This window comes from Streptomyces sp. NPDC090499 (genome assembly GCF_044769305.1).
Classification (GTDB): Bacteria; Actinomycetota; Actinomycetes; order Streptomycetales; family Streptomycetaceae; genus Streptomyces.
Genome location: NZ_JBIVXP010000004.1, coordinates 194,941 through 207,299 on the forward strand (window position 1 = coordinate 194,941; position 12,359 = coordinate 207,299).

Sequence of the window (12,359 nt, forward strand, 5' to 3'; positions counted from 1 at the left end):
AGGGGCGATGTTTCACGTGAAACATCGCCCTTCGTTACGTCACGACGGGGTCATGTTTCACGTGAAACATGACCCCGTCGTGCACCCTCAGTCTTGCTCGGCCCACCACTCCTTGAGGGCGGTCACCGCTGCGTCGGGCCCCATCGGTCCGTTCTCCAGCCGAAGCTCCAGCATGTGCTTGTACGCCTTGCCGACCTCCGGGCCGGGGCGGATCCCCAGGATCTCCATGATCTGGTTGCCGTCGAGGTCCGGGCGGATCGCGTCGAGCTCCTCCCTCTCCTGGAGTTCGGCGATGCGCTGCTCCAGGCCGTCGTACGCGCGGGAGAGTGCCGCGGCCCTCCGCTTGTTGCGGGTGGTGCAGTCGGACCGGGTGAGCTTGTGCAGACGGTCCAGCAGCGGGCCCGCGTCGCGGACATAGCGGCGGACCGCCGAGTCCGTCCACTCCCCAGTGCCGTAGCCGTGGAAGCGCAGATGGAGTTCGACCAGCTGCGAGACGTCCTTCACCAGTTCGTTGGAGTACTTCAGCGCCGTCATGCGCTTCTTGGTCATCTTCGCTCCGACCACCTCGTGATGGTGGAACGAGACCCTGCCGTCACTCTCGAAGCGACGCGTGCGCGGCTTGCCGATGTCGTGCATCAGGGCGGCTAGCCGGAGGGTGAGGTCCGGGCCGTTCTCCTCCAGCGCCATGGCCTGCTCCAGGACGATCAGCGTGTGGTCGTAGACGTCCTTGTGCCGGTGGTGCTCGTCGCTCTCCAGCCGCAGGGCGGGCAGCTCGGGCAGGACATGGTCGGCGAGACCGGTGTCCACCAGCAGGGTCAGCCCCTTGCGGGGGTGGGCCGAGAGGATCAGCTTGTTCAGCTCGTCCCTGACCCGCTCGGCCGAGACGATCTCCAGACGGCCGGCCATGTCCTTCATCGCCGCGACGACCTCAGGGGCCACCTCGAAGTCGAGCTGCGCGGCGAAGCGGGCGGCCCGCATCATCCGCAGCGGGTCGTCCGAGAAGGACTCCTCGGGCGTCCCGGGGGTCCGCAGCACGCGCAGTGCGAGGTCTTCCAGACCGCCGTGAGGGTCGATGAACTCCTTCTGCGGCAGCGCCACAGCCATCGCGTTGACCGTGAAGTCACGGCGGACGAGGTCCTGCTCGATGGAGTCCCCGTACGACACCTCGGGCTTGCGCGAGGTGCGGTCGTAGGCCTCGGAGCGGTAGGTGGTGACCTCGATCTGGTAGCCCTGCTTCTGCGCGCCGACCGTGCCGAAGGCGATCCCGACCTCCCAGACGGCGTCCGCCCAGGGCCGGACGATCTTCAGTACGTCCTCGGGACGGGCGTCGGTCGTGAAGTCCAGATCGTTGCCGAGCCTGCCCAGCAACGCGTCCCGCACCGAGCCGCCGACCAGGGCAAGGGAGAACCCGGCCTCCTCGAATCGGCGGGCGAGGTCATCGGCGACCGGCGCCACCCGCAGCAGTTCGCTCACCGCGCGCTGCTGCGCCTGGCTCAGGACAGTGGGAGTGTCTTCATTGGCGTTCGGCACAACAGAACAGGGTACGTGCCCCACACGGTCCGAAGCGCCGCCATATTCCGGCAGCGCCCCATGTAAAGCCCCCCTGTGCGGAGAGTGGGACACCTCACTCCGTACCCGCACAAGCACAGCTTTCGCCGCTTAAACGAGTCTCCCGACGATACTGGATATAGGGGACGGACCGCTCTCCTTTCCCGATCTTGTGAGGCGGACCGCGGCACTTCCGTTCAGCGCACCTCGTTACCATGCGTGGACGCACATTCCGACGACCACTGACGACGACGAGGGACGGACGAGCGCGTGGCCGAGGCGGCAGACTTCCAGGGGACGCCCTCACCTGCCCGTCGCTGGCTGCGGCGGACCGGGGCACTGCTCGCGGGTGCGCCCCTGCTGGCCGGACTGATGCAGTTGCCCGCGGCGGTACCGGCACAGGCGGCCGACTCGAACACCGTGTCCGTCGCCCTGGACTCACTGAGCCCGAGCGCCCCCACCGACGGGGACACGCTGACGGTCTCCGGCACGGTGACCAACAACGGCAAGCAGGCCGTCACGGACGCCCACGTGGACCTGCGGGCGGGCGCCCTGCTCAGCACGCGCTCGGAGATCGACACGGCCGCCCGGCACTCCGACGACCTCCAGTCGGCCCTGGGCACCGAAGTCGGCGGCAAGTCCACCGAGGACTTCGCCTCGCTCCCGCCAGGGGTCGCCGAGCACTTCAGCATCTCCGTGCCGGTCGACAAGCTGGACCTCGGCCAGGACGGCGTGTACCAGTTCGGCGTCTCGCTGTCCGGCAAGACCTCCGCGCAGCAGTGGGACCAGGTCCTCGGCATCCAGCGGACGTTCCTGCCGTGGCAGTCCTCCGAGGCCGACACGAAGACGAAGACGACGTATCTCTGGCCGCTGATCTCCACCGTCCACGTGACGGCGAAGACGGGAGCCGGCGAACTGCAGACGCCCGTCTTCCAGAACGACGACCTCGCCAAGGAGATCGCGCCCGGCGGCCGCCTGGCCCAGATGCTGGCGCTCGGCAAGGATCTCGACGTCACCTGGGTGATCGACCCGGATCTGCTGGCCTCCGTGGACGCGATGACGCGCAACTACCGGATCCAGGGCGCCGGCGACACCAGCACGGCCGGCACCCATCAGGCGGTCGCCAAGCAGTTCCTGGCCGACCTGCAGGACGCGGTGACGGACAAGGAGGTGGTGGCCCTCCCCTTCGCCGACCCGGACCTGGCCTCCCTCGCCCACAACGGCACCAGCGTGACCGGCTCGCTGAGCCACCTCAAGGACGCCACCGACGTCGCCGCCACCACCGTGAAGACCGTGCTCCATGTCACACCGAGCACCGACTTCGCCTGGCCCGTGGACGGCGCCGTCGACCCCTCGATCATCAAGGTCGCCACTTCGGCGGGTGCCGACAAGGTGATCGCCCGCAGCGACAGTCTCCAGGAGACCGGCGGACTCACCTACACGCCCTCGGCGGCGCGTCCGATCGGCGGCGGCACGACGGCCGTGGTCGCCGATGCACGGCTGTCCACGGCGTTCCAGGGCGATCTGACGGATGCCGACTCGTCGACGCTCGCGGTGCAGCAGTTCCTCGCCCAGAGCCTGGCGCTGAACACCCAGACCGGAAAGCAGCGCAGTATCGTCGTCGCCCCGCAGCGGATGCCGTCGAGCAGCCAGGCCGAGGCGATGGCGACGGCGATCACCGCACTGCAGGACAGCAACTGGTCACAGTCCCAGGACCTGGAGGCGGCCGCCAAGGCCAAGCCCGATCCCGGCGCGACCACGAAGATCCCCTCTTCGTCCGCGTACCCCTCCGCACTGCGCAAGCAGGAGCTGCCCCGGACGGCCTTCGAACAGATCGCCCGCACCCAGGACAAGCTCGACAACTTCCAGGTGATCCTCACCGACGAGTCCCGGGTGGTGACCCCCTTCGGGCGGGCCATAAACCGCGAGATGTCCACGTCGTGGCGTGGCCGCGGCAGTGAGGCGGACAGCTTCCGCACGAGCGTGGAGTCCTGGCTCGACGACCTCACCAGCCAGGTCAAGCTGATCGACAAGTCCGAGACGAAGCTCTCCGGCCGCAGCGCCACCATCCCGGTGACCGTCCAGAACAACCTGGTCCAGGGCGTCGACCACCTCGTGCTGCGGCTCACCTCGACCATGCCGACCCGGCTGGAGATCGGCGGCAAGCCCTACTACGAGCAGCCGGTCGAGGTCTCCGGCGGCCACAGCCAGTCCGTGAAGTTCTCCACCTCGGCCAACGCCAACGGCCGGGTCGAGGTCACCGCCCAGCTCTACACCGAGGACGGGCAGGAGTACGGCGCGCCCGTCAGGTTCGACGTGAAGGTCACCGAGGTCACTCCGACGGTGATGCTGGTCATCGGCGGCGGCGTGCTGCTGCTGGTGCTCGCCGGCTTCCGGATGTACACCCAGCGCAAGCGGGCGGCCGCCCGGCGGGCCGAAGAGGACGGTGGCCCCGACGAGGAGGCCGAGGGCACTCCGGAGACTCCCGACGCCCCGGAGGCTCCCGGGACCCCGGAGGCCAAGAGCCCGGGGGACACCGAGGACGCCGACGGACCGGGGAACCCCGCTGACCGTGAGGATCGTCCCCGGGAGGAATCCGCCGCCCGGTCCCGGGAAGACGACCCGGAGCAGCCGAGTGACCCGACACCGGACACCGCACCGGAAAGCGCCGACCCGTCCGAGACGGGTGAGAGAGTGGACCGTTGAGCGATGTCGTGGCCGGTGGGCCCGGGACGATGAGGCAGGGGTAACCATGAACGCGCCGTACGACGGTGAAAGCGGCCAGGGCGCGGCCGGTTCGGGCTACCCCGAGCCGCCGCCGGAGCCCGGCCAGGTCCCGCCGCAGCAGGCGGCTGACATGTACCTCCAGGACGCCTACGACCAGGACCCCTACCGGGCACGCGACCTCTCCGCCCAGGACCCCGTCGCCGAGGCGCTCTACGACCGTGCCGCGCACCCCCCGCCGGCTCCGGGCAGCTACCCGCAGCAGCCGCTGTACGGACAGCCCGTCCAGTCGCCGTACGCCCCCGACCCGCACGTGTGGGCCCAGACCCCGGCGCCGGAGCCGGACGGCCCGAGCCAGTACCTGCCGTACGGCGACAACCCGCGCACGACCCAGTTCGTGGGCGTGGACGACCTGGTCTCGCACTCCGGTGAGGAGCGTCACGAGCCGGACGCCTTCGCGCACCTCTTCCGCGACCAGCAGCAGAGCGGCTACCTCGATCCGCAGCAGGGCGGCGGTCAGCGGCCGCCGGAGCCTGCGGCAGTACCGGGGCCGACGGCCGCCCCGGGAGGGCCCGCGCAGGTGCCGCCGTACCAGGCACCGGCCCCGCCGGCTGCCCCGACGGCCGCGGTAGACCAAACCCTGAACCTCGGTGCCGTACCCGCCGCGGCCCCGCCGCCCGCCCCCACGAAGAAGGGCGGGAAGGCCGCGGGCCTGCTCAAGTCGAGCGCCGTGATGGCGGCGGGCACGATGGTCTCCCGCCTCACCGGCTTCGTCCGCTCCGCGCTGATCGTCTCCGCCCTGGGCGTCGGCCTGCTCGGCGACACCTTCCAGGTCGCCTACCAGCTGCCGACGATGATCTACATCCTGACCGTCGGCGGCGGCCTCAACTCCGTCTTCGTGCCGCAACTGGTGCGGGCCATGAAGGAGGACGACGACGGCGGCGAGGCCTTCGCCAACCGCCTGCTGACCCTCGTCATGGTGGCGCTGGGCCTGCTCACCGCGGCCACCATCGCGGCCGCGCCCCTTCTCATCCGCCTGCTGTCCGACTCGGTCGCCAGCGACCCGGCGGCCAACCAGGTCGGCATCACCTTCGTCCGCTACTTCCTGCCCTCGATCTTCTTCATGGGCATCCACGTGGTGATGGGTCAGGTCCTCAACGCACGCGGCAAGTTCGGCGCGATGATGTGGACCCCCGTCCTCAACAACATCGTCATCATCGTCACCCTCGGCCTGTTCATCTGGGTCTACGGCACCGCCGCACACTCCGGCATGAAGGTCACGACCATCCCGCCGGAGGGCCAGCGACTGCTCGGCCTCGGCGTGCTGCTCGGCCTCGTGGTCCAGGCCCTGGCGATGATCCCCTATCTGCGCGAGACCGGGTTCCGGCTGCGGCTGCGCTTCGACTGGCGGGGCCACGGCCTCGGCAAGGCCGCGACCCTCGCCAAGTGGACCGTGCTGTTCGTCCTCGCCAACCAGGCGGGCGCGCTCGTCGTCTCCCAGCTGTCGACCTCGGCCGGCAAGAGCTCCCCGGTCGACGGCACCGGCTTCGCCGCCTACGCCAACGCCCAGCTGATCTGGGGCCTGCCGCAGGCCATCATCACGGTCTCCCTGATGGCCGCCCTGCTGCCGCGGATCTCCCGCTCGGCCGCCGAGAACGACACGGGCGCGGTCCGCGACGACATCTCCCAGGGCCTCAGGACGACCGCCGTGGCGATCGTCCCCATCTCCTTCGGCTTCCTGGCCCTCGGCATCCCGATGTGCACCCTGATCTTCGGTTCCTCGGGCATCAGCGAGGCCACCAACATGGGATTCATGCTGATGGCCTTCGCCCTCGGCCTGATCCCCTACTCGGTGCAGTACGTCGTCCTGCGCGCCTTCTACGCCTACGAAGACACCCGCACCCCCTTCTACAACACGGTCATCGTCGCGGCCGTCAACGCGGGTGCCTCGGTCGCCTGTTACCTGCTGCTCCCGGCCCGCTGGGCGGTGGCCGGCATGGCCGCCTCCTACGGTGTGGCCTACGCGATCGGTGTCGGGGTGGCCTGGCGGCGGCTGCGCAAGCGGCTCGGCGGCGACCTGGACGGTTCCCGGGTCACCCGCACCTATGCCAGGCTCTGCATCGCGTCCGTACCGGCCGCGCTGCTCAGTGGTGCGGCCTGCTACGGCATCGGCCACACTCTGGGGCAGGGTGTGATCGGTTCCTTCGCCGCGCTGCTGGCCGGCGGGGCGGTCCTGCTCGGCGTCTTCTACGTCGCCGCGCGCCGCATGCGCATCGAGGAGCTCAACTCCCTCGTGGGTATGGTGCGCGGGCGTCTGGGTCGCTGAGGCGGGGGTAAGCGCACAACCATCGTTCGCCGCCGCGTGTCGTGCATAGCGGGGGACTGTGGGCACAATTGGTTTCGGCGTCGGACAGCGTGCAACGGATGGGGAGGCAGGAACGACGGTGGCGGAACGGAGCACGGCTGCCGTCGACGTGGCAGACAACAGCGGTGACAAGCCGCTGACCGCCAAGGCGGACCAGTCCACGGCCGACGGGGTGGCCAAGAACCCGGAGCGGGACACGGACAGCGACGAAGCACAGGGAAACGGCATGGCCGCGGGTGCTGAGAAGCAGGCCGCACCCCCTGAACTGCACAGCGGGCACAAGCTCGCCAGACGCTACCGTCTTGAGGAGTGCGTCACCCGTCTGGACGGATTCAGCAGTTGGCGTGCGGTCGACGAGAAACTTCGCCGTGCCGTCGGCGTGCACATCCTGCCCTCCGACCATCCGCGGACCCGTGCGGTGCTGGCCGCCGCCCGGTCCGCCGCGCTGCTCGGCGACCCGCGCTTCGTGCAGGTCCTGGACGCCGTCGAGGAGAACGACCTCGTCTACGTCGTCCACGAGTGGCTGCCGGACGCCACGGAACTGACCGCGCTGCTCGCGGCCGGACCGCTGGAGCCGCACGACGCCTACCAGATGGTCAGTCAGATCGCCTCCGCCATGGCGGCCGCACACCGCGAGGGACTGGCCCATCTGCGCCTGAACCCGAACGCGGTGCTGCGCACCTCCACCGGGCAGTGGCGTATCCGCGGCCTCGCGGTGAACGCGGCGCTGCGCGGTATCAGTTCCGACACCCCCCAGCGCACCGACACCGAGGCGATCGGCGCCCTGCTGTACGCCGCGCTGACCCAGCGCTGGCCGTACGAGAGCGACGCCTACGGGCTGGCCGGGCTGCCCAAGGACGTCGGTCTGATCGCACCCGACCAGGTGCGTGCCGGAGTCCACCGCGGCCTGTCCGAGCTCGCCATGCGGGCCCTCGTCAACGACGGCGCCACCGCCTCCCGCCACGAGTCCGCGTGCACCACGCCGGAGGAGCTGGTGAAGGCGATCGGCGAGATGCCCCGCATCCGCCCGCCGGAGCCGGCGTTCACCGCACCGCCCGAGTACCAGCGCACCACATACCAGCAGGGCACCTACGGCCGTCCCACGCCGCCCGGCGTGGCACAGCCGCTCCAGGCCCCGCCACCGCCGCTCCAGAGCCGCACCGGCAAGGCGCTGAAGTGGGCCGTCTCGGCCCTTCTCATCGCCGCCCTGGGCCTGGGCAGCTGGCAGCTCGCGGACGCCCTGATGGGCCAGGGCGACAAGTCCGGCGGAGACACCGGCAACACCCAGACGACGGACGACGGCGACAAGAACAGCGCCAGCCCCGCGCCTGCCGCCGCGATAAAGATCCAGGACGCGCAGGAGTACGTCGCCAAGGGCGATGCCCAGCATCCGAACGACGTCGGTAAGACGTACGACGGCAGCACCTCGACGTACTGGAGGACGAACACCTTCGTGAGCGGCCCGGAGCTGGCTCCGTACAAGCCAGGTGTGGGAATCGTCTACGACCTGGGCTCCGCCAAGGAAGTCACCACGGGAACCATCTCCCTTCGCTACTCTGGCGATCACACGACGGTTGTGCTGTACGCCGCCGACTCGCTGAACCCGGGGTCGATCAGTTCGATGACGAAGATCGGCAGCGTCACCACCACCGGGAACACCGCCACGGTGAAGGTCAGCAAGAAGGTGAAGAGCCAGTACGTGCTCATGTGGATCACCGCAGTGCCGAATTCGGGCGCGGATCCCGACGCGTACGCACAGGCCGGCTACAAGCAGGCCGTCACCGAGGTGAAGTTCACCGGCTGACGTCTCACCGGCGGCACCGAAGGCGGAGGGGGCAGATGGCGGAAGGCGCCGGATACGGCGGAGTGAGCGACCAGGATCTGCTCGCCCGCCATGTGGAAGGCGACCCCGATGCCTTCGGTGAGATCGTGCGACGGCACCGGGACCGGCTCTGGGCGGTCGCCCTGCGGACCCTGGGGGACCGCGAGGAGGCCGCTGACGCCGTCCAGGACGCCCTCGTGTCCGCCTACCGGGCCGCTCACACCTTCCGGGGCCAGTCGGCCGTCACAACGTGGCTGCATCGGATCACGGTCAACGCCTGCCTCGACCGCGCCCGCAAGGCGGCCACCCGCAAGACCTCCCCCGTCGACGACACCGAGCGGCTGGAGCAGCTGCTGGAACCGCATGAATCGGCCTCCGCTCCGGCCGAGCGGAACGATCTGCACCGCCAGCTCCTCGAAGCCCTCGGCACCCTGCCACACGATCAGCGTGCCGCCCTCGTCCTGGTCGACATGCAGGGCTATCCGGTCGCCGAGGCGGCCCGGATCCTCGATGTCCCCACCGGGACGGTGAAGAGCCGCTGCGCTCGCGGCAGAGCCAGACTCCTGCCGTTGCTCACCCATCTACGGCCGGATAACAGCGCCGACGAGAACGACACGCCCCCGGCACGGAACCGGGCGGAGGGGACATCCGTCCCACCCGCAGCGGGCCCTCGGAACGAGGACCCTCAGGACACCGGGCCGAGTGATTCAGCCGCAGTGAAGGGCGGAGGTGGGCGAGCGTGACGTCGACGACAGACACGACCGGGCACCCGGACGTCGCTGAGATCTCCGACCTCACCGAAGGTCTGCTGCCACCTGCCCGGACGGAGGAGGTACGACAGCACCTGGACGGGTGCGAGCTCTGCACCGACGTCCACGCCTCACTGGAGGAGATCCGGGGTCTGCTGGGCGCACTGCCGGATCCTCCGTACATGCCGGCCGACGTTGCGGGCCGGATCGATGCCGCCCTCGCCGCCGAGGCTCTGCTCGACGCAGCGGCACCTGTGGCTCATGTTTCACGTGAAACATCGCCCCGGGAAACGTCGCTTCGAGAAACAGCGCCCCGGGAGATGTCGCCTCCGGGAGACCGCCCCGCCGGGCGGCCGAGCGCCTCCGCAGGCCCCGGCCGCAAGGACCGCGGACGTGACCGTGGCCGACGCCGGCGGAGCATCGTCCTGGGCACTGTCCTCACTGCCGCCCTCCTGGGCGCCGGCTCGTTCTTCCTCCAGTCGCTTGGAGGCGACGGAACGACGACCGCGCAGGGCAAGCCGACCAGCACCGCCGGGACCTTCTCCAAGGGCACTCTCCAGAGCCAGGTGCAGGACCTACTCGGCACGAAGACGAACACCCAGCGCGGCTCTCAGAAGCCCTTCGGTATCGAGTCACAGCCCTCGGGAAGCGGCTCCACGGAAACCCCGTACACCACCCGGATCCAGCCCTCGGTGCCGGTTCCGACGTGTGTCCGCTCGGGCATCAGCCAGACCGGGGATGTCATCGGCGCGAAGCAGGGGACCTACGAAGGGAAGGACGCCTTCCTCGTCGTTCTCCCCGACCCCTCCGACGCCTCCCGGGTGACGGCCTTCGTCGTCGACGCCACCTGTGACAGCAAGGCCTTCACGTCTCCCGGCAAGGTCCTGTTGACGGAGTCCCTGACGCGTCCCTGAGCGTCCGCCGGACCGGCTCTCAGGCGGAGGACGCATCTCTTGTTCCGGCGCGGAAATCCGTACGGTATGGGATGCCCGTGTGCCCGGACACACCGGGAATGCGCGCCCCTTAGGATCCGTTGGGTGGGGTGAGAGCTTCTGAGGAGTTCCCACCGGTCGGATTGACGTAGACCAGAGATGAGGAATCAAGCCGTGAGCGACGTCCGTAACGTGATCATCATCGGCTCCGGGCCCGCCGGCTACACGGCGGCGCTCTACACCGCGCGCGCGTCGCTGAAGCCCCTGGTGTTCGAGGGGGCCGTCACCGCGGGCGGTGCGCTCATGAACACCACCGACGTGGAGAACTTCCCGGGCTTCCGCGACGGCATCATGGGCCCCGAGCTCATGGACAACATGCGGGCGCAGGCCGAGCGCTTCGGCGCCGAGCTGATCCCGGACGACGTCGTCTCCGTCGACCTGACCGGTGAGATCAAGACCGTCACCGACACCGCCGGCACGGTCCACAAGGCGAAGGCCGTCATCGTCACCACCGGCTCCCAGCACCGCAAGCTCGGTCTGCCGAACGAGGACGCCCTCTCCGGACGTGGCGTCTCGTGGTGTGCCACGTGCGACGGGTTCTTCTTCAAGGGCCAGGACATCGCCGTGATCGGTGGTGGCGACACCGCGATGGAGGAGGCCACCTTCCTCTCCCGGTTCGCCAAGTCCGTGACGATCGTCCACCGCCGGGACACCCTGCGCGCCTCCAAGGCGATGCAGGAGCGGGCCTTCGCCGACCCGAAGATCAAGTTCGCCTGGGACAGCGAGATCGCCGAGGTGCAGGGCGAGCAGAAGCTGGCCGGTCTGAAGCTGCGCAACGTCAAGACCAGTGAGCTCTCCGACCTGCCGGTGACCGGTCTGTTCATCGCGATCGGCCACGACCCGCGCACCGAGCTCTTCAAGGGCCAGCTGGACCTCGACGAGGAGGGCTACCTCAAGGTCGCCTCCCCCTCGACGCACACCAACGTGACGGGTGTGTTCGCCGCCGGTGACGTGGTGGACCACACCTACCGCCAGGCCATCACCGCGGCGGGTACCGGCTGCTCCGCCGCTCTCGACGCCGAGCGTTTCCTCGCCGCCCTCGCGGACGAGGAGAAGGCCGAGCGCGAGAAGACCTCCGTCTGACCTTTCCCCTTCCGCCCCACCACCGCACCATCAAGTAAAGGAGCCCGCCGTGGCCGGCACCCTGAAGCATGTGACCGACGACAACTTCGAAGAGGTCGTCCTCAAGAGCGACAAGCCCGTCCTGGTGGACTTCTGGGCCGAGTGGTGCGGTCCCTGCCGCCAGATCGCCCCGTCCCTCGAGGCGATCGCCGCCGAACACGGCGAGAAGATCGAGATCGTCAAGCTGAACATCGACGAGAACCCGAACACGGCGGCCAAGTACGGCGTCATGTCGATCCCGACCCTGAACGTCTACCAGGGTGGCGAGGTCGCCAAGACCATCGTCGGCGCCAAGCCGAAGGCCGCGCTCGTCCGCGACCTCGAGGACTTCATCGCCGAGTGATGTTTCACGTGAAACACGAATGGGCCAACCCCTCGGGGTTGGCCCATTCGCTTTGAGGCGCTCAGAGCGGCCGCAGCGCCGGTTCCTTCTGTACGGCCCCCAGAAGCCTGTCGAGCGCCAGCTCCACGTCTTCCTTCCAGGAGAGCGTCGTCCGCAGCTCCAGCCGTAGTCGGGGGTGCGAGGGGTGCTGCCGGACCGTCTTGAAACCCACAGCCAGCAGGTGGTCAGCAGGGAGCAGACAGGCCATCTCCTTGTAGCGGGCGTCGCCGAACGCCTCGATCGCCTTGAAGCCCCGCCGCAGCACATCCTTGGCGACCGTCTGCACCATCACCCGTCCGAGCCCCTGTCCCTGATAGCCGGGCATGATGAAGCCGGTCATGAGCTGCACGGCGTCCGATGACACCGGGCTCGTGGGAAACGCCGTGGAGCGGGGGACGTAGGCGGGCGGAGCGTAGAGCACAAAGCCCACCGGTACGTCGTCGACATAGACCACTCGGCCGCACGATCCCCAGTCGAGCAGGACGGCGGAGATCCAGGATTCCTTCTCCAGCGTGGCTGTACCCGCTCTCACCGCTGCTTCGCTGCTGACGGGATCCAGCTCCCAGAAGACACACGAGCGACAGCGCTGGGGAAGGTCCTGAAGGTTGTCCAGCGTGAGCGGTACGAGCCGACGCCCCATGAAGGCTGTTCCTCG

At 69.2% G+C, this 12,359-nt stretch carries 10 protein-coding genes; 7 read left to right on the forward strand and 3 right to left on the reverse strand.

Going from position 1 to position 12,359, the window contains the following annotated elements:
- Positions 1-87: 87 nt before the first annotated feature.
- A complete protein-coding gene (locus ACIQVL_RS16585) occupies positions 88-1,530 on the reverse strand; it encodes a CCA tRNA nucleotidyltransferase (RefSeq protein WP_403428482.1) in 1,443 nt (480 codons plus the stop codon).
- 288 nt (positions 1,531-1,818) lie between these two features.
- Between ACIQVL_RS16585 and ACIQVL_RS16590 the strand changes: the two genes are divergently transcribed.
- The 4 genes from ACIQVL_RS16590 to sigM all read left to right on the forward strand — a co-directional run bounded on the left by ACIQVL_RS16590 (position 1,819) and on the right by sigM (position 9,202).
- Positions 1,819-4,254: a DUF6049 family protein gene (locus ACIQVL_RS16590; RefSeq protein ID WP_403475620.1), complete on the forward strand. Its 2,436-nt coding sequence runs from the start codon at positions 1,819-1,821 to the stop codon at positions 4,252-4,254.
- A gap of 46 nt (positions 4,255-4,300) precedes the next feature.
- Entirely contained in the window at positions 4,301-6,598 is a 2,298-nt protein-coding gene (gene murJ / locus ACIQVL_RS16595) for a murein biosynthesis integral membrane protein MurJ (RefSeq protein ID WP_403475621.1), read from the forward strand.
- Between the two features lie 118 nt (positions 6,599-6,716).
- A complete protein-coding gene (locus ACIQVL_RS16600; protein WP_403475622.1) occupies positions 6,717-8,441 on the forward strand; it encodes a protein kinase family protein in 1,725 nt (574 codons plus the stop codon).
- A 35-nt stretch (positions 8,442-8,476) separates the two neighbouring features.
- Positions 8,477-9,202 carry an RNA polymerase sigma factor SigM gene (gene sigM, locus ACIQVL_RS16605; RefSeq protein WP_403475623.1) on the forward strand — a complete coding sequence of 242 codons (726 nt, stop codon included), beginning with the start codon at positions 8,477-8,479 and terminating at the stop codon, positions 9,200-9,202.
- Positions 9,203-9,339: 137 nt separating this feature from the next.
- Here the strand turns inward: sigM and ACIQVL_RS16610 are convergent, their stop codons facing one another.
- Positions 9,340-9,471, reverse strand: coding sequence for a hypothetical protein (locus tag ACIQVL_RS16610; protein WP_403475624.1), 132 nt, complete (start codon positions 9,469-9,471; stop codon positions 9,340-9,342).
- A 57-nt stretch (positions 9,472-9,528) separates the two neighbouring features.
- On the opposite strand from ACIQVL_RS16610, the gene ACIQVL_RS16615 reads away from it, so the two are divergent.
- The 3 genes from ACIQVL_RS16615 (at position 9,529) to trxA (ending at position 11,665) form a co-directional block, all read left to right on the forward strand.
- Complete coding sequence (locus ACIQVL_RS16615) at positions 9,529-10,122, forward strand: hypothetical protein (protein WP_403475625.1); 594 nt, start codon at positions 9,529-9,531, stop codon at positions 10,120-10,122.
- A 192-nt stretch (positions 10,123-10,314) separates the two neighbouring features.
- Positions 10,315-11,283: a thioredoxin-disulfide reductase gene (gene trxB, locus ACIQVL_RS16620; RefSeq protein ID WP_403475626.1), complete on the forward strand. Its 969-nt coding sequence runs from the start codon at positions 10,315-10,317 to the stop codon at positions 11,281-11,283.
- 49 nt (positions 11,284-11,332) lie between these two features.
- Entirely contained in the window at positions 11,333-11,665 is a 333-nt protein-coding gene (gene trxA / locus ACIQVL_RS16625) for a thioredoxin (protein WP_403428500.1), read from the forward strand.
- 61 nt (positions 11,666-11,726) lie between these two features.
- Here the strand turns inward: trxA and ACIQVL_RS16630 are convergent, their stop codons facing one another.
- Positions 11,727-12,344, reverse strand: a complete 618-nt coding sequence (locus tag ACIQVL_RS16630; protein ID WP_403428502.1) for a GNAT family N-acetyltransferase — start codon at positions 12,342-12,344, stop codon at positions 11,727-11,729.
- Positions 12,345-12,359 lie beyond the last annotated feature (15 nt).